Consider the following 20,439-nt stretch of genomic DNA (forward strand, 5'->3'; position numbering starts at 1 on the left):
GATCACAGTGTGAGGATTCGCCAGATGGCGACGAGGCCGAGGATGACGATGATGGTGCGCAGCAGGACGGGCGAGAACTTGCGGCCCACGCGGGCCCCGAAGTAGCCGCCGATGAGTGAGCCGATGGCGATGCAGATGACGGCGATCCAGTTGATCCGGTCGTGGCCGACGATGATGTAGGTGCTCGCCGAGACCGTGTTGACGACCAAGACGAGGACGTTCTTCAGTCCGTTGAGCCGCTGCAGGTCATCGGGCAGGAGCAGTCCGAGCAGGGCGATGAGGATGATGCCCTGAGCCGCGGCGAAGTAGCCGCCGTAGATCGCGGTGAGGAAGACGGCGAGGAGAACGAGAACATAGCGGCCGGTGGAGAGTTTATCGCCAGCCGAGGCCGCCACATGCTCTTTGCCTGCCTTTTCGGCACGGCGCACCGCTCGGCTCTTGAGATGACGTGACAGCGCCGGCTGGGCCACGACCATGACGAGGGCGACGACGAGGAGGACTGGCACGATCGTCTCGAAGGCATCTTCTGGCAGGTGGAGAAGCAGATAGGCGCCGGTCAGCGACCCCAGGATGGAGGCCGGCACGAAGCCGAGGATCCTCCGCCATTGGCCTTTGAGCTCCTCGCGGTAGCCGAAGGACGAGGCGATGTTGCCGGGGATGAGGCCGACCGCGTTGCTCATCGTCGACACGACCGGGGGCACGCCGAAGGCGACGAGTACCGGGAAGGTGATGAGGGTGCCGGAGCCGACGACGGCGTTGATTCCGCCGGCACCGATTCCTGCGAGGACGATCAGCGCGATCTGCCACAGTTCCATTCCGAGAACTGGGTCCATGCTCAGTACTGGGATCGGGCGTGGAACCGCTGCCCGTCGCGGGTGAGCTTGACGTCGATGCCGAAGGTCGCCGAGAGGTTGTCGGCCGTCAGCGTCTCATCGATGGGACCGGCGGCAAGATCGGTGCCCTCGGCCAGAAGCAGCACGTGGGTGATGCCCACAGGGATCTCCTCGACGTGATGGGTGACCATGATCGTCGCTGGAGCCCACTTCGAGGACAGAATCTCCGTCAGCGCAGCCAGCAGCTCCTCACGACCGCCCAGGTCGAGTCCGGAGGCGGGTTCGTCGAGGAGCAGCAGCTCCGGATCCGTCATCAGCGCACGGGCGATCTGCACCCGCTTGCGCTCGCCCTCGGACAGGGTGCCGAAGGTGCGATCGGCCAGGTGGGAGATGTTGAACGCGCCGAGGAGGTCCTTGGCTCGGTCAGTGTCATCGGTTTCGTATTCCTCGACCCAGCGACCGGTGACGCCGTAGGCGGCAGTCAGCACGGTGTCGAGCACGGCCTCGGACAGAGGGATGCGGTTGGCCAACGCGGTCGAGGCATAGCCGATGCGCGGACGCAGTTCGAACACGTCGACGCGGCCGAGGCGCTCTTCTAAGATTCCGACGGTGCCCGTTGTCGGGTGCATTCGCCCGGCGGCCATTTCCAGCAACGTCGTCTTGCCGGCGCCGTTGGGTCCGAGAACGGCCCAATGCTCACCCTCGGAGACGGTCAGGGAGAAATCTTGGAGGAGGAAATTGGCTCCTCGGCGCACGGAAACTGAATCCAAAGTCAGGACATCACTCATATCAGCCAACTCTATCGCAGGCTCGGCGTCTATTCTGGTTCGACATGGACTTGACTACCGACTCACTGCTGCTGACCCTGGCGATGAACCATCGCCTGCACTCCAGCCTCGCCCCTGACGAGGTCAGTGCTGCCTTCCTCGATGACGATCGTGATGTCCCTCTCATCGTCGCCGACGACGTCTTCGGCACCTCACCGCCGACGGGTCTGCTGCTCTTCACCGCCGAGGCGAAGGCCGCCGGTATCACGCACGCGCGCTTGGCTCTGCACCACCCGTCCCTGCCGCATACGACCCCACCGGTGGACAAGGCCGACCGGCTCAGGGTCGGTCGGCACACGGCTCCGATCGTCCTCCACTCGGGGTCGCACCAGGTGGGAGTGGTCCTCCTCGGCGCCGAGGCCAACGTCGAGGTCATCGCCTGCCGGGACACGGTCTTTCGCCCGGTCACGGTGGGAACCCCCGCCGAGGCGCTGCGCCGACTCCGGCTCCTTGTGATGGAGGGGCTCAACCTCATCGAGTCCATCGAGGTTCCCGCCGACTGGCGCGAGGGTCCATGGCGGGACTGGCAGGAGGAGCTGAGCACCAGCCACCCGATTTCACGGCTCATTCCCTCCGTCGCCGATGCCCGGGCCATCTATGCCGCCCTGGACATTCATGAACGGATGCGCACCGTGTTGGCTCCGGCCACGGTCGCACCGCCGGCCTTCGGTGATCTGCTCTCGCGCCTGCACCCCGCGGCCGCCGACTACATCATGGCTGTCGCTACGATGAAGGGGTGAATGACTCAGACTCCGCAGCCCCGATGCCAGGCAATTCGATCCAGCTCCTCGTCATGGACGTGGATTCGACGTTCATCAACGAGGAGGTCATCGACCTCATCGCCGTCCACGCCGAGGTGGGGGCTCAGGTCGCCGACATCACCGAACGGGCCATGGCCGGCCAGTTGGACTTCGCCGCTTCCCTGGCCGAGCGCGTGGCGCTGCTCAAGGGATTGCCGGTCTCCGTCCTCGATGAGGTGCGTGCTCAGATCACGTTGACGCAGGGTGCCCGCGAGCTGGTTGCCGCAGTCCAGTCCGGTGGCGGCGTCGTGGCGTTGGTCTCCGGTGGCTTCACTCAGATCATCGCTCCTGTCGCGGAGGCGATGGGCATCACCGAGGTCTTTGCCAATGGTCTCGACTCCCACGATGGACTGCTCACCGGTGTCACGAGCGGTCGTGTCATCGATCCCAGTGCGAAGGCCGAGATCTTCTCGCAGCTAATCCCCAAGTACGACTGTGATCCGGCCCGGACCGTGGCTGTCGGCGATGGAGCCAACGACATCGGAATGATCCAGGCCGCTGGTCTGGGTGTGGCCTTCTGTGCCAAACCGGCACTTGTCGCCGCCGCTGACGCCGCGGTGACGAATCGTGATCTGCGAGAGGTGCTCACCCTCATCGAAACACGCGCACAGGTGTGAGCCTCACCACGCGTGAACCTCACCACGCGTGAATAGAACTCAGGCGCCTGAACCTTGTTCAGACGCCTGAGTTCTCTCTTGGCTATGGCGTTCAGACGCCGAGGAAGACCCGCAGCTCGGGCTCCGGATAATTCCCGGGTTCGATGTCCCAGCTCTCAAGTGTGAAGACTGCGAGCGAGGAGGGACGGAACTCGTCCGGGACCCCCGATGAGCTGCTGAGGTGACCGACCACCTCGGCGACGGTGGGCTGGTGGCCCACGATATAGGCGCACTGGGAATCGGCCGGGATCGAGTTGATCGCGTCGATCCAGTCCTCGACTCCCCCGTTGTAGAGGGACTCGTCCTGGCGCAGTTCGAGGCCGGTACCGGTTTCGGGTTCCCCGTTGTTCCGGTTGACGGCTTCGACCACGGCCTGCCCGGTCTGGACGGTGCGCCGAGCCGCCGAGGCGATGGCCACGTCAGGTGACCAGCGCTCGGCGATTTCGGCTCCGGCCTCAACAGCCTGAGTCAGGCCCTTGGCGTTCAACGAGCGTTCGAAGTCCGTTGGGCCTTCGGCCTCGGCCTTCGCATGGCGGGCGAGAATGAGCACAGGCATCGTCGTGTTCTCCGGATCAGTGTGGGTGTCGGGTGGTCCGGTTCAGGCGCCGGTGGAGTGGAATCCGCCGTCGACGTGGATCATCTCGCCGGTGGTGGCGGGGAACCAGTCCGAGAGCAGGGCGACGATCGCCTTGCCTGCCGGGGTGGTGTCCTTCTGGTCCCATCCCAGCGGTGCGCGGTCGCCCCACATGTCTTCGAGGGTCCCGAATCCGGGAATCGAGGTGGCGGCGGTGGTCTTCAGCGGTCCGGCCGAGACGAGGTTGACGCGGACTCCGTCTTCGCCGACGTACTTCGCGAGGTAGCGAGCCGTGGACTCGAAGGCGGCCTTGGCCACGCCCATCCAGTCGTAGACCGGCCAGGAGATGGTGGCGTCGAAGGTCAGGCCGACGACTCCGGCACCCTTGTTGAGCACGGGCTTCGCGGCCACGGTGATGGCCTTGAGCGAGAACGCCGAGACGTGGATCGCTGCGGACACGGAGTCCCAGGGGGTGTCGAGGAACACGCCGCCGAGTGCGTCCTTGGGGGCGAAGGCGATGGCGTGGACGATGCCGTCGATGTTGCCTTCGAGGCGCTCAGGCAGTGCGGCCAGGTCGTCTTCGTTGGTGGCATCGAGTTCGATGACCTTCGGGGTCTCGGGCAGGCGTTCGGCGATCACCTGGGTGATCTTCATCTGGCGGCCGAAGCTGGAGAGGATGACTTCGGCACCCTGCTCCTGAGCGATGCGGGCTGCTGCGAAGGCGATGGAGGCCTCGGTCAGAACGCCGGTGACGAGGATGCGCTTTCCGTCAAGAATTCCCATTGTGGTCCTTTCAAACTGTTCAAACGTGGGTGAAATCGTTGTCGTCGACGGCTATGGAGCCGACGCCCTTGGTGTGAAGTCTAGATGTTGGCGGGGCTCAGTGCCCCATCCCCAGCCCACCGTCGACGGGAATGACGGCACCGGAGATGTAGGCGGCCTCGTCCGAGGACACCCAGCGGACGACCTTTGCGACCTCGGTCGCCTCGGCGAATCGCTTCGCGGGGATCGTCGCGAGGTATTCCTTCTGCTGCTTCTCGGGCAGTTCATCCGTCATGTCGGTGCGGATGAAGCCGGGAGCGACGACGTTGGCGGTGATGCCGCGTGAGCCGAGTTCACGGGTGACCGAGCGGGCGAAGCCGACGAGTCCGGCCTTCGAGGCCGAATAGTTCGCCTGACCGGGGACTCCGTAGAGCCCGGACACCGAGGAGATGAGCACGATGCGGCCCTTCTTCGCTCGGATCATCCCGGTGATGGCACGTTTGACGGTGCGGAAGGTGCCGGTGAGGTTGGTGTCGACGACGGCCTCGAACTCATCATCACTCATCCGCATGAGCAGATTGTCGCGGGTGATTCCGGCGTTGGCCACAACCACCTCGACAGGGCCCAGCTTCTCCTCGATCTCCGCGAACGCCGCATCGAGGGACGCAGTATCGGTGACGTCCGCGGACACGGCCAGAGCACCTTCTGGTGCGTCTCCGTTGCGGGAGGTGACGGCAACCGTGTCGCCCTGGGCGAGGAATTCCTCGGCGATGGTGCGGCCGATTCCGCGGTTTCCTCCGGTCACGAGGACTATGCGTGGTTCTGACACGAATCTCTCCTGTTGGTGGACAATACAGATTGATCAGCGTTTGAGATCAAACTTACCGTCACTAACCTATCGCGAACCGGCAGGCGTCGATACGACTCACACAAACGAAGAGTATGATTTTGTAGCAGTAATCGAACGAAGAAGGCTATGTCCAAGCACCCGCAGCAGATCACCACGGCAGACACTGCCCTTGATGACGACATGAAGTCGCGGATCATCAAATACTCGATCACCATGGCAATTCGCACGTTCTGCTTCGTGGCGGCCTATTTCATGTTCCGGGCAGATCTGACCGTGTTGATGTGGATCTGCGTGGCCGGTGCCGTGCTCCTCCCCTATCCGGCTGTGATCTTCGCCAATGCCGGGCGTGAGCGCTCCAGCAATGCTGATACAGCTCTGATCGACAATGCGCCCATGCCCGAGCTGCCGCCTGCCACCGGGGACACGGTTTCCGGCGAGACGATCTCCGGTGACACGATCTCCGGGGAATCCGACGACGCTGCGTCTGCTGACGACACCGACGGCAGCGCCCATCCCACTGACCCGACTCGAGGTGATGAAGCATGACCGAGACGCTCCAGTGCTCGGCGAAGGGATGCCGGGCAGAGGCCACCCGCGCAATTCTGTGGAACAATCCCCGCCTGCACATGCCAAAACGTCGCAAGACCTGGCTGGCCTGTGACGAACATCTCGACTATCTGCGAGAGTTCCTGACCATGCGCAGCTTCTATCAGAGCGACGTTGCCGTCGACGATATCCCGGAGGACGCCGGTTGATGTCACGCTATTCCTTCCTCTTCAGCGCACGGTGGCTGAAATACATCGCGATGACCATCATCATCGTCATCGCCTGCATCTTCCTGGCACTGTGGCAGAAGGACCGACAGGATCAGCGGCAGCACGAGATCGCGACGATCAATGCAAACTATTCGTCTCAACCGGTCGACATCACGAGCATCCTGGGTTCGACCTCGGCGAACCTCGACGAGTCCGATGAATGGCGACAGGTGTCGCTGACCGGACACTACCGGACGTCCGATACCGTGTTTGCGCGCAACCGCACGGTCAATGACAAGGTCGGCTACTACGTCGTCGTTCCGTTCGAACTCACGTCCGGAGACACGATCGCGATCGTCAGGGGATGGATCGCAGAACCCGATCAGGTCCCGTCGGCACCCGCCGGGGAGCAGACCATCGCTGCCCGGCTCCAACCGGCCCAGGACGGTTCCGAGGACAACAATCCGGATGGGCTGATCAAGGCCATCGATCCCGCCCGGATCCCCGGTATGGACTCGGCATACGAGAACGTCTATGCGGAAGTCGTCCACACCGGCAGCGGCCTGCCCGACGAATCCGGGCTGACGCCTCTGCCGGCACCGGATCTCGACCCGGGCAACCACCTGTCCTACATGCTCCAGTGGTTCACCTTCGGCATCATGATCATCATCGCCGTGTCGATCTCAGCCAGGCGTGAGCGACGAGCCGACGACGAGGCTGCCGAGAAGGTCACCGGTGACGTCGAGTACGTCGTGATCGACAAGGCGGCGCTGGGCGCGGGTGCGAAGATCTCGCAGCCCGGCAACCGCTACGGCCGCAACCGATTGAGATCAGCCAGCGTGCACGGTCGTGCCGAGGCCGAAGAAGACGAGTACATCGAGGACCGCTTCAGGCACAGCTGAGCACGCTTCCGGCACAGCTGAGCCAGCGGTCGAGCCTCAGGCCAGCGTGACGAGGTCCAGGTAGGTGTCGTTCCACAGGTCTTCGTCACCGTCGGGCAGCAGCAGCACACGATCAGGATCGAGTGCGGAGACGGCTCCCTCATCGTGGGTGACGAGGATGATGGCACCCTCATAGCGGCGAATGGCCGAGAGGATCTCCTCACGCGAGGCCGGGTCGAGGTTGTTCGTCGGCTCGTCGAGGAGGAGGACGTTGGCGCTGGAGACCACGAGTGTGGCCAGAGCCAGACGAGTCTTCTCGCCACCGGAGAGCACCTTCGAGGGTTTGTGGACGTCATCGCCGGAGAACAGGAACGAACCGAGCACATTGCGCACCGCGGTGTCATCAAGGTGCGGCGAGTTGCGCTTCATGTTCTCCAACACGCTGCGTTCGAGATCGAGCGTTTCGTGTTCCTGCGCGTAGTAGCCGAGCTTGAGCCCGAAGCCGGGCACGACCTCACCCGAGTCTGGTTCGTCGAGGCCGGCCAGCAGGCGCAGCAGGGTGGTCTTACCGGCACCGTTGTAGCCGAGGATGACAACGCGAGAGCCCTTGTCGATGGCCAGGTCGACGCCGGTGAACACCTCGGTCGAGCCGAAGCTGCGTGAGAGTCCCTCTGCTGTCAACGGCACGCGTCCGCAGTCTGCCGGGGCCGGGAATCGCAGGTTCGCGACCTTCTCGGAGCTGCGTTCGGCGTCGAGGCCCGACAGCAGACGTTCGGCGCGTTTGGCCATCTGCTGGGCGGCGACAGTCTTCGTGGCCTTGGCCATCATCTTGTTGGCCTGGGCGGTCAGTGCCGAGGCCTTCTTCTCAGCATTGGCGCGCTCACGACGGCGACGACGCTCATCGTCTTCACGTTGCTTGAGGTAGAGGCGGTAGCCCATCGAGTAGATGTCGATGGTCTGGCGGGTCGCGTCGAGGAAGAACACCTTGTTGACGACTTCATCGATGAGATCGAGGTCGTGACTGATGATGATGAGCCCACCGGAGTAGCCCTTGAGGTAGTCGCGCAGCCACAGCACGGACTCGGCGTCGAGGTGGTTCGTCGGCTCGTCGAGGATCATGGTGTCAGGTGCCGAGAACAGGATTCGGGCCAGTTCCACGCGGCGCCGCTGACCACCGGAGAGGGTGCCGATCTCCTGATTGATGAGATCTTCGTCAAGGCCGAGGTTGGCTGCGATGGCGTAGGCCTCGGACTCGGCCGAATAGCCTCCTGCTGCCATGAATTCGGCTTCGATGCGCGGGTAGCGGTCGATGGCCTTCATCGAAACGTTCTCATCGGGAGAGGCCATCTGGTGCTCGGCCTTCCGCAGACGCTTGACGAGGACGTCGAGCTCGCGAGCGGAGAGGATGCGCTCCATACCGGTGGCCTGCGGGTCGCCGCTGCGGGGATCCTGCGGCAGGTAGCCCACCGATCCCGACACGGAGACACTGCCCTTCGCGGCGATGTGCCCTCCCATGATCACCTTCGTCAGGGTGGTCTTGCCCGCACCGTTGCGTCCGACGAGGCCGACACGGTCGCCCTTGTCGACACGGAAGGAGACCTCGGACATCAGCGTACGGGCGCCGACGTTGACTTCGAGGTCGGATGCCTGAATCATTCATTCTCCAAACTGCGACCGATGATGTCGGCCAAGAATTCTTGCGGGTGGATTCCCTGAGCCTGTGCCCGGGAGACGAGTTCGTCTGCGATGTGAGTGGGGACGCGACAGGAGACCAAGGTCGTGGCCTCGTCTGCGACGGGTGCTGTACCTGCGACCGGAGCCTCTTCTGCAACCAGATCGTCTTCGGCTGAGGGCGCGGTGACCGACTCCGACGTCCCCGCGGGGACGTATCCGGGCCCGGAGGGAACCGTGGAGTTCTTCTGATAGGCGGTCGCGGCGGCCCGGGCGCGATCGTCGGCGGCCTCGTTCATCGCATGATTGCTGTGGCCCTTGACCCATTCGAATTCGACCTCACGGCCCTTCAGCGCAGAGTCGAGCTGTTCGAGGAGATCCTTGTTGAGGACGTCCTTGCCGTCAGCCTTCTTCCATCCCTTGCGCTTCCAGCCGGGCATCCACTTCGTCAGGGCGTTGATGACGTACTTGGAGTCGCAGAAGACCTTGAGGTCCTCACCGGCGTCGGCTGTGGAGTTCAGCAGGTCGAGGACGGCCATGAGCTCACCGCGGTTGTTCGTCGATTCTTTCCATCCGCCGGCGTGCCAGCAGTCATCGTCGACATACCAAGCCCAGCCGGCGGGTCCGGGGTTGCCGAGGGCTGACCCGTCTGCGGCCGCGATGATCGTCAATGGTTCTCCTAGGAAAGTCGGTCTTCATTCTTTCATGCCGAGCCCGTGCCCCCGCGTTCAGGGCGGGTGATCTGCACAACCCCTGCCGGCTCGGGACCGGTACACAGGTACTCACGAACATCGCCGAGGTGGGGGCACCGGAATCGATGCTCCCACCTCGGCGAGGTGAGGGTGCGACGTCCCCGCGGGGACGTCTCAGGTGACGAAGATCAGATGTTGAAGCCGAGGGCGCGCATCTGTTCGCGACCGTCGTCTGTGATCTTCTCCGGACCCCATGGCGGCATCCAGACCCAGTTGATCCGGTAGGCCGGCACGATGCCTTCGAGGCACTGAGCCGTCTGGTCCTCGATGACGTCGGTCAGCGGGCAGGCCGCTGAGGTCAGCGTCATTTCGACGACGGCGGTTCCGTCGTCTTCGACTGAGAGGCCGTAGACGAGTCCGAGATCGACGATGTTGACGCCGAGCTCAGGGTCGACGACATCCATCATCGCTTCGCGCACCTCGTCGATGCTTGCATTCTGCGGTGCGTCTATCACTTCGGGCATTCTTACTCCTTCAGAGACGTTTGGGCTTGGTTGAGTGCATCCTTGAACGCCACCCAGGACAGGAGTGCGCACTTGATCCTGGCCGGGAACTTCGACACTCCGGAGAACGCCGCGGCGTCGCCGAGTATTTCCTCGTCCCCTGCCATTGTCCCACGGGAGTGCATGAGTTCGTGGAACTTCGCTTCGACATCGAGCATGCCCTCGAGCGTGTTCTCCTCGGCGAGCTCGGACAGAACCGAAGCCGAGGCCATCGAGATCGAGCACCCGTCGCCGGTCCAGCGCACGACGATGCTGCCGTCGCTGCCCAACTCGGTTTCGAGTTCGATCTCGTCCCCACACGTGGGATTGATCTGGTGCGAGGAGCCGTGCGGCCCCGCGGCCATGTCTCCGAGCAGATCAGCGTTGCCGATCCGTTCCCGCGAGTGGTCGAGGATGACCTGTTGGTAGAGCTGCTGCATCTGTGTGCTCATGACCGAGACCTCACTGAACGCCGAAGAAGGGACGTACCTCGGCCAGAGCGGTCAGGAACCGCTCACAGTCCTCGGTGTTGTTGTACAGGTAGGTGCTCGCCCGGGTTGTGGCGGTGACGCCGAAACGCCGGTGCAGCGGCTGAGCACAGTGGTGACCGACCCGGACCGCGACGCCCTGGGAATCAAGATACTGGCCGACATCGTGGGCGTGGACGCCGTCGACGTCGAAGGCCACGGTGCCGATCCGGTCCTCGGCCGAGCCGAGCACGGTGATGCCGGGAATCTCTGCGATTCCGTCGAGGAGAACTCGGGTGAGGTCTCGCTCATGGTCGAAGATTTTGTCCAGGCCCACCTCGGCGAGGTAGTTGACCGCGGTGGTGAACGCCGCAACCTCGGCCACGGGCTGGGTTCCGGCCTCGAAGCGCTGTGGTGCGTCCATGAACTCTGAATCCTCCATGGTCACCGTGGTGATCATGGATCCGCCGGTCAGGACCGGGGGCAGTGCATTGAGCAGCTCCGACTTGCCCCACAGGGTGCCGAGGCCGGTGGGCCCCAGTGCCTTGTGCGCGGAGAAGGCCGCGAAGTCGACATCGAGGTCAACGAAGTTCACGGGCATGTGCGGGACCGATTGGCACGCGTCGAGGACGACGAGGGCGCCGACCTCTCGAGCTCGGGCGACGAGTGTGTCGACCGGGTTGATGGTGCCGAGCACGTTGGAGACATGGGTGAAGGCGAAGACCTTCGTGGTCTCATCGACGATGGTGTCCAGATCACTGAGGTCGAGCTCACCGGAATCAGTGACGGGAATCCACCGGAGCGTGGCGCCGGTCGAGTGCGCCAACTGCTGCCAGGGCACGAGGTTCGCGTGGTGCTCCATCTCGGTCACGACGATCGAATCGCCGGACCCGAGGTTGAAGCGCTGCGCGGATTCCCCGCCGAAGCCGTGGCTGGCTCGGTCGATGCCGAGCGCGACCACGTTGAGGGCCTCGGTGGCGTTCTTCGTCCAGCACACCTGTTCCGGTGTTCCGCCGACGAGGTTGGCCACAGCTTCCCGGCCGGCCTCGAACGCGTCGGTGGCCATCACCGCGAGCGAATGCGCCCCGCGATGGACAGCGGCGTTGCGCTGCGAGTAGTACTCGGTGAATGTGTCGATGACACACTGCGGCTTCTGCGAAGTCGCGCCCGAGTCAAGATAGCTCAGAGGCGACTCCCCGACCCTGGTGTCCAGGATCGGGAAGTCGTTCCGAAGTCGAGCGAACATCAGGCCGGTGCTTGCAGGAAGCGGTCGTAGCCTTCGTTCTCGAGGCGTTCGGCCAGTTCCGGTCCGCCTTCTTCAGCGACCTTGCCCTTGATGACCACGTGCACGTGGTCAGGCTTGACGTAGCTGAGGATACGCGTGTAGTGCGTGATGAGGAGAACGCCGACATCGGTCGTCTCGCGGACCCGGTTGATGCCCTCGGACACGATGCGCAGGGCATCGACGTCGAGGCCGGAGTCGGTCTCGTCGAGGACCGAGAACTTGGGCTTGAGCATCTCCATCTGGAGGATCTCGTGGCGCTTCTTCTCACCGCCGGAGAATCCTTCGTTGACGTTGCGGCTGGCGAACTCGGGATCCACGCGGAGGTTCTCCATCGCGGCCTTGAGGTCCTTGGTCCAGTGACGCAGCTTCGGAGCTTCGCCGTCGATTGCGGTCTTAGCCGAACGCAGGAAGTTCGTCACGGTCACGCCGGGAACCTCGACTGGGTACTGCATGGCCAGGAACACGCCTGCCTTGGCACGCTCGTCGACGGACATCGCGAGGACGTCTTCACCGTCGAGGGTGACGGTGCCCGAGGTCACCTGGTACTTCGGGTGACCGGCCAGGGAGTAGGCCAGGGTGGACTTGCCGGAGCCGTTGGGGCCCATGATGGCGTGGGTCTCGTTGGAGTTGATCTCCAGGTTGATGCCGTTGAGGATCGGCTTGGGACCGGTTTCGGTGTTGACGCTGACGTGCAGGTCAGTGATTTTCAGAGTGGACATGTCAATCCTTTTCAGTTCAGGTAAGCGTGGTGATCAGTTGAGCGTGCTGGTCAATTGAGCACTGTGCTCGGGTCAATCAGGATGCGGCCGGCGATCTCCTTGCAGTCATAGACTGCGATCGGTTCGAAGGCCGGTGGGCTCAGCGGCTTGCCGGAGGTGAGATCGAACTGGGAGCCGTGCAGCCAGCATTCGATGGCGCATCCTTCCACTTCGCCCTCGGCCAGCGATACTTCGCCGTGAGTGCAGAGATCGTCGACGGCGTGGATCGTGCCATCGGAGTCGCGGGCGATGCAGATCTCGAAGTTGTCGACTTCGATGCGCATCGTCGCTCCCGCGGCCACCTCGTCGGCGGCCGCAACGTCGATCATGGTCACAGAACGCTCCGGGAGAGTTCTTCCTCGATTCGCTCGTTGAGGACCTCTTCGATCTCGGGGACCTGGATCTTCTGGATCACTTCGTTGAAGAATCCGCGGACCACGAGCTGACGGGCGACTTCCTCGGGGATGCCGCGGCTCATCAGGTAGAACAGGTGCTCCTCATCGAAGCGTCCGGTCGAGGAGGCGTGTCCCGCACCGGCGATGTCGCCGGTCTCGATCTCGAGGTTCGGCACCGAGTCGGCACGCGCACCATCGCTGAGGATGAGGTTGCGGTTGAGCTCGTAAGTGTCGATGTCGAGAGCTTCGGGGCGGATGAGCACGTCGCCGATCCAGACGCTGCGTGCGTCCTTGCCCTGAAGAGCGCCCTTGTAGTGGACGTTCGACGTGGCCTTCGGCGTGTTGTGGTCGATGTAGGTGCGGTGCTCGAAGTGCTGTCCGGCATCGGCGAAGTAGAGTCCGAGCAGTTCGGCCTCTCCCCCGGCTGCGGAGTAGCGCACGTTCGTGTTCAGGCGCACGATGTCTCCACCGAGGCTGATGGCGATGTGCTTAAGCTTCGCATCCTTGCCCACGATCGCGTCGTGCTGGCCCAGGTGCTGTGACGCGTCGTCCCAGAGCTGCAGGGACACGAAGGTCACGTCGGCGCCGTCTCCGACTACGAGGGAGACCAGCTCGGAATGCCGGGCCAGACCTTCGTGCTCGATGACGACGGTCGCCTTCGCGTTCGCGCCGACCGAGACGACGACATGTCCGTGGGAGATGTCGTCGCCGGTGCCGTCAGCGTGGATGATTGCGGCACCGCTCAGTTCGGTGTTGGCCGGAACCGAGTAGTGGGTCACGGTCGAGGCGCGGTTGGCGGCCACGACTGCGGCCCGGTCCTCGGGTTCGAGGATGCCCAGTTCCTGAGCGGCCTCGAGCGAGATCTCCTCGACGGAGATGCCCTCGGGCAGGTCGCCCTTCGTGGTCAGCTTCGACTCGGAGGCAGCATCGGTGAAAAAATCACTGAGCTTGCGCACCGGGGAGAAGCGCCATTCCTCTTCGCGTCCGTGTGGGACGGGGAAGTCGGCGACATCGAAGCTGCGTGTACGTGCGTCCCGCTTGGAATCGGGAACCTGGACGCCGGCGCCATGAGAGTGCTCATCAAGGCCCAGCGGATTGGTGGTATCAGTCACTTAAAACTCCTTTAGCAGACGGTGGCAGGCTGACTCAGCCCACGCCACCTTCCATCTGGATTTCGATGAGGCGGTTGAGCTCGAGGGCGTATTCCATCGGCAGCTCGCGAGCGATCGGTTCGACGAACCCGCGCACGATCATCGCCATTGCCTCGGTCTCTTCCATGCCGCGGCTCATGAGGTAGAAGAGCTGATCCTCACTGACCTTGGACACGGTGGCCTCGTGACCCAGAGTCACATCGTCCTCGCGGATGTCGATGTAGGGGTACGTGTCCGACCGGGAGATGTTGTCGACCAGGAGTGCGTCACAGAGGACGTTGTTCGACGAGCCCTTGGCTCCGGGGTTCACGTGGACGAGTCCACGGTAGCCGGAACGTCCGCCGCCACGGGCCACGGACTTCGACACGATCGAGGAGTGGGTGTTCGGAGCGGCGTGAACCATCTTCGCACCGGTGTCCTGGTGCTGGCCCTCGCCGGCGAATGCCACGGACAGGGTCTCTCCCCTGGCGTGCTCCCCTGTGAGCCAGATGGCCGGGTACTTCATGGTGACCTTGGAGCCGATGTTGCCGTCGACCCATTCCATGGAAGCGCCCTCTTCGGCGATGGCACGCTTGGTGACGAGGTTGTAGACGTTGTTCGACCAGTTCTGGATGGTCGTGTAACGGACCTTCGCATCCTTCTTGGCCACGATCTCGACGACTGCCGAGTGCAGCGAGTCGGTCTTGTAGATCGGTGCTGTACAGCCCTCGACGTAGTGCACCGACGAGCCTTCGTCGGCGATGATGAGGGTGCGCTCGAACTGGCCCATGTTCTCGGTGTTGATGCGGAAGTAGGCCTGCAGCGGGATCTCGACGTGGACGCCCTTGGGGACGTAGACGAAGGAGCCGCCGGACCAGACCGCGGTGTTCAGCGCTGAGAACTTGTTGTCACCGGAGGGAATGATCGAACCGAAGTACTCTTCGAAGATCTCCGGGTACTCACGCAGACCGGTGTCGGTGTCCATGAAGATGACGCCCTGCTTCTCGAGCTCTTCATTGATCTGGTGGTAGACGACCTCTGACTCGTACTGAGCGGCGACACCGGCGACGAGGCGCTGCTTCTCCGCCTCGGGGATGCCGAGCTTGTCATAGGTGTTGCGGATGTCCTCGGGCAGGTCCTCCCAGGAGGTGGCCTGTCCCTCGGTGGAGCGGACGAAGTACTTGATGTCGTCGAAGTGGATTCCCGTGAGGTCTGCACCCCAGCTGGGCATCGGCTTCTTCTCGAACAGCTTCAGCGCCTTGAGTCGACGCTGCAGCATCCAGTCCGGCTCGTCCTTCAACTTCGAGATGTTGCGGACGACTTCTTCCGAGAGTCCGCGCGCGGCGAACTCGCCGGCGTCGTTTCCGTCGTGCCAACCGTATGCGTACTGTCCGAGGTCTTTGAGCTCGGGATTCGCATCGATGATCCGATTGCCTGTGTCAGTCATCGTGAACCTCCTTGAGGTCGATCATTGCTGTGGATGAGTGGTCTGGTGAGTTCCGAGGTCGGAATGTGGGTGGTGCAGACGTGGTCGCCGTGGGCCAATGAGGACAGACGGCGGACATCGACGCCCAGGTAGTCCGAGAACATGGCGAGCTCTGCTTCACAGATCTCGGGGAACTCGGAGGCGACTGCCTGGATCGGACAATGTCCTTGGCACAGCTGCATCGCTTCGAGAGGGGTTCCGGCCGCCACCGGTGTCGCCGAAGCGGCGTAACCCTCCTTGGTCAATGCCGCAGCCAGGCCCCGGGAGCGGGAAGCCACTGTGGTGCCTCCCCGTCGGTCCAGTTCCCCGCCGAGGTTGTCGCGGAGTTTCGCGACCAGGTCCTCGGTGAATTCCTCAACGGCTTCGGGACCGACTCGGTCCTTCATAAACCGCAGGATATCGACTGCCAGCTGGTCATATGAGTGGGTGACGGACCCATGGCCACGCGAGGTGACCACGTAATGCCTGGCCGGTCTTCCACGGCCTGCCTGCTTGCCGGCGAGCTCGCGGACCTCGATGAGGCCCTCGGTCTCCAGCGCATCCATGTGACGACGAATCGCCGCGGGAGTCAGGTCGAGGCTTTTCGCCAACGCCGAGGCAGTGATCGGCCCTTCATCGAGCACCGATCGAAATACCTTCTCCCTGGTACGGCGATCTTCTGTGTCGTTCGCAGCCATTCTCCACCTCCTTGACTAACACAACACTATTGTTGCGTAATTTGTTTCGTAAAACTAGGTGAGCCTAACTACGGGCCGATTCGACGCGTCGTAGAATGGTGTGGTGTCAGAATCGGCCCTCACCATTCGTGGTCTCCATTACTCGTACGGCGCACACCACGTCGTCGACGGAATCGACCTCGATGCCACCACCGGATCCATCCTCGGTGTGCTCGGCCCCAATGGTGCAGGCAAGTCGACGACGATCTCTCTGGCCGTGGGCACGAGGCCTCCGGATGCCGGTCAGATCGAGATCTTCGGGCTCGACCCTTACCGCCGCCACGACCAGACTTCCCTTCTTGCCGGTGTCATGCTCCAGGACGGCGGTCTGCCGATGAGCGCCAAGCCGCTCCAGGTCCTGCGGCATCTGGCGTCGCTGTATCCCAATCCGCTGACCATCGACGAACTCGCCGAGCCGTTGGGCATCCATGAGTTCGCCTCACGCACGATCCGCCGACTCTCCGGCGGCCAGAAGCAGCGCGTGGCCCTGGCCGCCGCACTCATCGGCCGACCGCGACTGGTCTTCCTCGATGAGCCCTGCGCCGGTCTCGATCCGCAGGCACGCGCGGTCGTCCACGATTTCATCCGTGAGCTCGCGGCCGCCTCGGTGGCGGTGGTCCTGACGACCCATGACCTCGCCGAGGCGGAGGAGCTTGCCGATGAGGTCATCGTCATCGATCGGGGACGCATCATCGCCCAGGGTGCGCCCGAAGATCTGCGCAACGCCTCCCCCGCCGGCCGCCGACTCGTCATCACCGTCGATCGTCCATTGGACCAGACACACCGCGAACTCAGCTCCACGATGAGCACCATCGCCCCCACCTCGGCGGTGGGATCGGGCTTCGTCATCGACGGAGACCTGAGCAGCGGCCAGATCGCGGCCCTGTGCACTGCCGTCGCCGAGGCGGGTCTGGCGATCACAGACATCGACATGCACTCGCAGTCGCTGGCCGACGTGTTCTTCGAACTCACGGGCAGGCCGCTGCGATGAACCAGCTGCCCCCGACAAACCAGATGCCTCGCATGAGAACGAAGCGCGTCATCGCGCAGACGAAGTTCGAGACCATCTCGGTCCTGCGCAACGGCGAACAGCTGCTGCTCTCCCTCATTCTGCCGCTGGGGATGCTCATCTTCCTCGCGAAGACCCCGCTGCTGGGCGCCCTCGGCCTCGTCCCGGAGGGCACCGATCCACTGACCGACCCACTGACCGTGGCACTTCCCGGTGCGCTGAGTCTCTGCCTGGCATCGACCGCGTTCACGGGGCAGGCGATCGCCACGGCCTTCGACCGTCGCTATGGGGTCCTGCGCCAGTTGGCGACGACGCCGCTGGGTGCCAACGGACTCATCCTCGGCAAGCTCGGCGCCGTCATCACCGTCGTCATCATCCAGTTCCTACTTGCCTTCGCCATCGCGCTGGGGCTGGGCTTCGATGGCCCCGTCAACGCCTTCGCACTGATCCTGACCACACTGCTTGGCACCGCGGCACTCCTGTCCTTAGGCTTGCTCATGGCAGGAACGGTGCGCGCCGAGGCCACTCTGGCCGGCGCCAACCTGATCTGGGTGCTCATGGCAGGCGTGGGCGGGCTCGTCATCGCACATCCCGGAGAATGGGGCACCGTGGTCGGCTATCTGCCTTCTGGTGCTCTCGGCGATGCCATGCGTGCGGCCGTCGGCGGAGCTGGCTTCGATATCAAGGCACTGATCGTGCTCCTCGTGTGGGGGCTGTTGGGAACGCTTGCGGCACGCAGGTGGTTCCGATTCGAATGAGGAGAGAAATGGTCACAAAGAAGATCCGCGTCGCTGCCTGGGTCATGCTCATCGCACAGGCCGGCATCATCTTCAGCGGTGGCATCGTCAGGCTCACTGGGTCTGGCCTCGGCTGCACCGACTGGCCGAAATGCACCCCGGACTCCCTGGTGACGACACCGGAGATGGGCATTCACGGCCTCATCGAATTCGGGAACCGCACGCTGGCGGTGGTTCTCGCCATGATCGGCGTCGTCATCTTCCTCATGCTCTGGAAGTCGCGGAAGCAGCGTCCCGACCTGTTCTGGCTCAACCTCGGACTGCTGGCCATCGTGCCCGTCCAAGCCATCGTCGGCGGAATCACCGTGTGGACGAAGCTCAACCCCTGGGTCGTGGCTGGGCACTTCGTCCCCTCCGCCATTGCGGTGGGAGTCGCCGCCTACTTCGTACGCCGCACCTACGACACGGGCATTCGCACCGGTGAGAAAGCACCGTCTCCGCTGCCCGCGCTGGGCTGGACCATCCTCGTCCTCACCGCGATCGTCGTCTTCTTCGGTGTGCTGACCACCGGTGCCGGCCCGCACTCGGGCTCGACCATGTCGACACGCAATGGTCTGGACAACATCTGGATCACCCGCGCGCATGCCTTCCCTGTCTGGCTCATGGTCATCGCCACGATCGTGGCCCTCTCCATCGCGATCAAGCGGCACAGCGTCATGGTCAAGCCCCTCGTCGTGCTCCTCATCGTCGAGCTCGCGCAGGGTCTCATCGGCTATGTCCAGTACTTCACCGGTGTGCCGATCGTCCTCGTGGCATTCCATATGATCGGGCTCTCGGCTACGATCGCGGCAAGCGTTGCCGTCCTGGACAGCGCATACTCGAGGAGTACCCATGCCAACACCGATCGTGCCCAGCCTGTGGTTCACTGATCACGCCGAGGAGGCGATGGAGTTCTACTGCTCCGTCTTCCCGAACTCGCACATCGTCTCCATCGAACGCTATCCCGATGAGTCGCTGGATCCCCATTACAAGGGAATGAGCGGGAAGGTCATCACCGGGGTCTTCGTCCTCGACGGAACCCGTTTCATCTGCCTCGACGGCGGCCCCATGTTCCACTTCAACGAAGCGATCTCATTGACGGTCGAATGCGCTGATCAGGCCGAGATCGACCACTACTGGACCTCACTGTCCGCTGTCCCCGAGTCCGAACAGTGCGGTTGGCTCAAGGACAAGTACGGACTGAGCTGGCAGATCGTTCCCGCGAATCTGGGCGAGCTGATGACCGGCGATGCGCAGATCAAGGCGCTGATGGGAATGAAGAAGATCGTCATCGAGGACCTCATCAACGCCGGGTGATTGAGTCACGCTGGGTGGGGCACGCTGGCGCGGGCGGCCTCTGCTGCCGCGCTAACTGAGGAAATACAAATGCCAGCGGCAGAATACGCCGCTGGCATTTGTAGAACCGTTACTCGGCCGGGCTTACGAGCAGCGACTTACCAGAAGCCGGGGAGAACGAACGGGTCGATTGCGACTGCGAGGAAGAGCAGCGACAGGTAGGTGATCGAGCCGTGGAAGACCTTCATCGCCTTCAGTGATGTTCCGCTCTTACCCTTCTTCGCCCGAGAGACGAGGGCGTAGCAGGAGAACAGGAACCAAGCGCCGGCGAGAACAGCCACAGCCGTGTAGACGGGGCCCATGGGGGCAAGCGGAATGAGTGCCAGCGAGCACAGCACCATGGCCCAGGTGTACGCGATCATCTGGCGACCGACGTTCGTCGGCGGCACCTTCGACGGCAGCATCGGAACGTCTGCGGCGTCATAGTCGGCCTTGTATTTGATCGCCAGCGGCCAGTAGTGCGGCGGGGTCCAGAAGAAGACTACGAGGAACAGGAGGAGCGCTTCCCATGCGAGTCCGCCGGTGACAGCGGACCAGCCGATGAGGACGGGCATGCAGCCCGCGGCGCCGCCCCAGACGATGTTCTGCGTGGTGCGACGTTTGAGGATCAGCGTGTAGAAGACCGCGTAGAGCAGGATCGCACAAGCGGTGAGGCCGGCGGTCACCCAGTTGGTGGTGCCGCCGAGCCAGAAGATCGATCCCAGGCCCAGGGCAAAGGCAAAGATGAGTGCGGCCCGGGGCGTGATCTCACCAGTCACGAGCGGACGGTGCTTGGTCCGTTCCATCTTCGCGTCGATGTCACGGTCGACATAGCAGTTGAACACCGAAGCGGAGGCGGCAGCTGCCGCGCCGCCGATGAGCGTGTTGATGACCAGCCAGATATTCGGCATTCCCTGCGCGGCGAGGAACATCACCGGAGCGGTGGTCACCAGCAGGAGTTCGATCACTCGAGGCTTGGTCAGTGCAATGTAGGCACTGATGATCGAGCGGGGACGTTTTGAGAGTCGCTCCTCGTCGATTGCCCTCTGCAGAGGGCGTTCACTCTGCGTGTCCTGGTTCTGACGAAGTTCACTCACGCACTCGATTCTACCCTCTGTCGAATATTTTGCCAGTCGGTGGCGGATGCGTTTCGGAGTCCGATTCTGGAGCCGAAAGGAGCACTGGACCAGAAAGGAACAGCGGGATCCAGATGATGCCGCCGACCGCCGCAAACAGGAA

General features: G+C 63.3%; 25 protein-coding genes. 9 read left to right on the plus strand and 16 right to left on the minus strand.

The annotated features are described in order from the left end of the window. Positions 1 to 2: 2 nt before the first annotated feature. Both PGC08_RS10805 and PGC08_RS10810 read right to left on the minus strand, forming a co-directional pair. Positions 3 to 815 (minus strand): sulfite exporter TauE/SafE family protein, encoded by an 813-nt coding sequence (locus PGC08_RS10805; RefSeq protein ID WP_009881341.1) that lies wholly within the window; start codon positions 813 to 815, stop codon positions 3 to 5. 20 nt (positions 816 to 835) lie between these two features. Then, entirely contained in the window at positions 836 to 1,621 is a 786-nt protein-coding gene (locus tag PGC08_RS10810; RefSeq protein WP_069600222.1) for an ABC transporter ATP-binding protein, read from the minus strand. A gap of 44 nt (positions 1,622 to 1,665) precedes the next feature. On the opposite strand from PGC08_RS10810, the gene PGC08_RS10815 reads away from it, so the two are divergent. Both PGC08_RS10815 and serB read left to right on the plus strand, forming a co-directional pair. Beyond that, positions 1,666 to 2,400, plus strand: a complete 735-nt coding sequence (locus PGC08_RS10815) for a hypothetical protein (RefSeq protein WP_009881343.1) — start codon at positions 1,666 to 1,668, stop codon at positions 2,398 to 2,400. Further along, the gene (gene serB, locus PGC08_RS10820) at positions 2,397 to 3,077 is read left to right on the plus strand and encodes a phosphoserine phosphatase SerB (protein ID WP_009881344.1); all 681 of its coding nucleotides are present in this window, start codon (positions 2,397 to 2,399) and stop codon (positions 3,075 to 3,077) included. Before PGC08_RS10815 ends, serB begins: the two co-directional genes overlap by 4 nt. Before the next feature lie 91 nt (positions 3,078 to 3,168). Here serB and PGC08_RS10825 read toward each other — a convergent pair whose 3' ends face one another. From PGC08_RS10825 to PGC08_RS10835, 3 genes are all read right to left on the minus strand, one after another. Next, complete coding sequence (locus PGC08_RS10825; RefSeq protein WP_009881345.1) at positions 3,169 to 3,672, minus strand: SixA phosphatase family protein; 504 nt, start codon at positions 3,670 to 3,672, stop codon at positions 3,169 to 3,171. A 42-nt stretch (positions 3,673 to 3,714) separates the two neighbouring features. Next, positions 3,715 to 4,473 (minus strand): enoyl-ACP reductase FabI, encoded by a 759-nt coding sequence (gene fabI / locus PGC08_RS10830; RefSeq protein ID WP_009881346.1) that lies wholly within the window; start codon positions 4,471 to 4,473, stop codon positions 3,715 to 3,717. A gap of 97 nt (positions 4,474 to 4,570) precedes the next feature. Then, positions 4,571 to 5,281: a beta-ketoacyl-ACP reductase gene (locus tag PGC08_RS10835; RefSeq protein WP_271708410.1), complete on the minus strand. Its 711-nt coding sequence runs from the start codon at positions 5,279 to 5,281 to the stop codon at positions 4,571 to 4,573. Between the two features lie 147 nt (positions 5,282 to 5,428). Between PGC08_RS10835 and PGC08_RS10840 the strand changes: the two genes are divergently transcribed. The 3 genes from PGC08_RS10840 to PGC08_RS10850 are packed head-to-tail and all read left to right on the plus strand — an operon-like array spanning position 5,429 to position 6,959. Continuing rightward, a complete protein-coding gene (locus tag PGC08_RS10840) occupies positions 5,429 to 5,848 on the plus strand; it encodes a DUF3099 domain-containing protein (protein WP_271708411.1) in 420 nt (139 codons plus the stop codon). After that, positions 5,845 to 6,057 carry a hypothetical protein gene (locus tag PGC08_RS10845; protein WP_143921730.1) on the plus strand — a complete coding sequence of 71 codons (213 nt, stop codon included), beginning with the start codon at positions 5,845 to 5,847 and terminating at the stop codon, positions 6,055 to 6,057. The genes PGC08_RS10840 and PGC08_RS10845 overlap by 4 nt, the downstream gene beginning before the upstream one ends. Continuing rightward, positions 6,057 to 6,959: an SURF1 family cytochrome oxidase biogenesis protein gene (locus PGC08_RS10850; protein ID WP_271708412.1), complete on the plus strand. Its 903-nt coding sequence runs from the start codon at positions 6,057 to 6,059 to the stop codon at positions 6,957 to 6,959. The genes PGC08_RS10845 and PGC08_RS10850 overlap by 1 nt, the downstream gene beginning before the upstream one ends. A gap of 36 nt (positions 6,960 to 6,995) precedes the next feature. Here PGC08_RS10850 and PGC08_RS10855 read toward each other — a convergent pair whose 3' ends face one another. From PGC08_RS10855 to PGC08_RS10900, 10 genes are all read right to left on the minus strand, one after another. Continuing rightward, on the minus strand, positions 6,996 to 8,594 hold the full coding sequence (locus PGC08_RS10855) for an ABC-F family ATP-binding cassette domain-containing protein (protein WP_271708413.1): 1,599 nt from the start codon (positions 8,592 to 8,594) through the stop codon (positions 6,996 to 6,998). After that, positions 8,591 to 9,280 carry a ribonuclease H family protein gene (locus PGC08_RS10860; RefSeq protein ID WP_096145584.1) on the minus strand — a complete coding sequence of 230 codons (690 nt, stop codon included), beginning with the start codon at positions 9,278 to 9,280 and terminating at the stop codon, positions 8,591 to 8,593. Before PGC08_RS10860 ends, PGC08_RS10855 begins: the two co-directional genes overlap by 4 nt. Before the next feature lie 209 nt (positions 9,281 to 9,489). Next, positions 9,490 to 9,825, minus strand: a complete 336-nt coding sequence (locus tag PGC08_RS10865) for a metal-sulfur cluster assembly factor (protein ID WP_009881355.1) — start codon at positions 9,823 to 9,825, stop codon at positions 9,490 to 9,492. A gap of 2 nt (positions 9,826 to 9,827) precedes the next feature. Continuing rightward, positions 9,828 to 10,295: a Fe-S cluster assembly sulfur transfer protein SufU gene (gene sufU, locus PGC08_RS10870; RefSeq protein WP_009881356.1), complete on the minus strand. Its 468-nt coding sequence runs from the start codon at positions 10,293 to 10,295 to the stop codon at positions 9,828 to 9,830. A 10-nt stretch (positions 10,296 to 10,305) separates the two neighbouring features. Beyond that, positions 10,306 to 11,556 (minus strand): SufS family cysteine desulfurase, encoded by a 1,251-nt coding sequence (locus tag PGC08_RS10875; RefSeq protein ID WP_009881357.1) that lies wholly within the window; start codon positions 11,554 to 11,556, stop codon positions 10,306 to 10,308. Next, a complete protein-coding gene (gene sufC, locus PGC08_RS10880) occupies positions 11,556 to 12,314 on the minus strand; it encodes a Fe-S cluster assembly ATPase SufC (protein ID WP_271708414.1) in 759 nt (252 codons plus the stop codon). Before sufC ends, PGC08_RS10875 begins: the two co-directional genes overlap by 1 nt. A gap of 50 nt (positions 12,315 to 12,364) precedes the next feature. Continuing rightward, the gene (locus tag PGC08_RS10885; protein WP_009881359.1) at positions 12,365 to 12,688 is read right to left on the minus strand and encodes a non-heme iron oxygenase ferredoxin subunit; all 324 of its coding nucleotides are present in this window, start codon (positions 12,686 to 12,688) and stop codon (positions 12,365 to 12,367) included. Then, positions 12,685 to 13,860: a Fe-S cluster assembly protein SufD gene (gene sufD / locus PGC08_RS10890; protein WP_009881360.1), complete on the minus strand. Its 1,176-nt coding sequence runs from the start codon at positions 13,858 to 13,860 to the stop codon at positions 12,685 to 12,687. Before sufD ends, PGC08_RS10885 begins: the two co-directional genes overlap by 4 nt. A 34-nt stretch (positions 13,861 to 13,894) precedes the next feature. Then, positions 13,895 to 15,325, minus strand: coding sequence for a Fe-S cluster assembly protein SufB (sufB, locus tag PGC08_RS10895; protein ID WP_009881361.1), 1,431 nt, complete (start codon positions 15,323 to 15,325; stop codon positions 13,895 to 13,897). Beyond that, positions 15,322 to 16,041 carry a helix-turn-helix transcriptional regulator gene (locus tag PGC08_RS10900; RefSeq protein ID WP_009881362.1) on the minus strand — a complete coding sequence of 240 codons (720 nt, stop codon included), beginning with the start codon at positions 16,039 to 16,041 and terminating at the stop codon, positions 15,322 to 15,324. Before PGC08_RS10900 ends, sufB begins: the two co-directional genes overlap by 4 nt. Positions 16,042 to 16,144: 103 nt before the next feature. On the opposite strand from PGC08_RS10900, the gene PGC08_RS10905 reads away from it, so the two are divergent. From PGC08_RS10905 to PGC08_RS10920, 4 genes are read left to right on the plus strand one after another with little or no spacing between them, the layout of a single operon-like run. Further along, entirely contained in the window at positions 16,145 to 17,071 is a 927-nt protein-coding gene (locus tag PGC08_RS10905; protein WP_009881363.1) for an ABC transporter ATP-binding protein, read from the plus strand. 32 nt (positions 17,072 to 17,103) lie between these two features. Beyond that, the gene (locus PGC08_RS10910) at positions 17,104 to 17,847 is read left to right on the plus strand and encodes an ABC transporter permease (protein WP_271708415.1); all 744 of its coding nucleotides are present in this window, start codon (positions 17,104 to 17,106) and stop codon (positions 17,845 to 17,847) included. 8 nt (positions 17,848 to 17,855) lie between these two features. Beyond that, positions 17,856 to 18,755, plus strand: coding sequence for a COX15/CtaA family protein (locus PGC08_RS10915; RefSeq protein ID WP_009881365.1), 900 nt, complete (start codon positions 17,856 to 17,858; stop codon positions 18,753 to 18,755). Next, complete coding sequence (locus PGC08_RS10920; RefSeq protein ID WP_009881366.1) at positions 18,718 to 19,182, plus strand: VOC family protein; 465 nt, start codon at positions 18,718 to 18,720, stop codon at positions 19,180 to 19,182. The genes PGC08_RS10915 and PGC08_RS10920 overlap by 38 nt, the downstream gene beginning before the upstream one ends. 137 nt (positions 19,183 to 19,319) lie before the next feature. Here PGC08_RS10920 and PGC08_RS10925 read toward each other — a convergent pair whose 3' ends face one another. Next, positions 19,320 to 20,297: a heme o synthase gene (locus tag PGC08_RS10925; RefSeq protein ID WP_009881367.1), complete on the minus strand. Its 978-nt coding sequence runs from the start codon at positions 20,295 to 20,297 to the stop codon at positions 19,320 to 19,322. Between the last annotated feature and the right edge of the window lie 142 nt (positions 20,298 to 20,439).

Origin of the sequence: Brevibacterium sp. BDJS002 (assembly GCF_028201555.1) — a bacterium.
In the GTDB taxonomy this organism is placed as follows: Bacteria; Actinomycetota; Actinomycetes; order Actinomycetales; family Brevibacteriaceae; genus Brevibacterium; species Brevibacterium aurantiacum.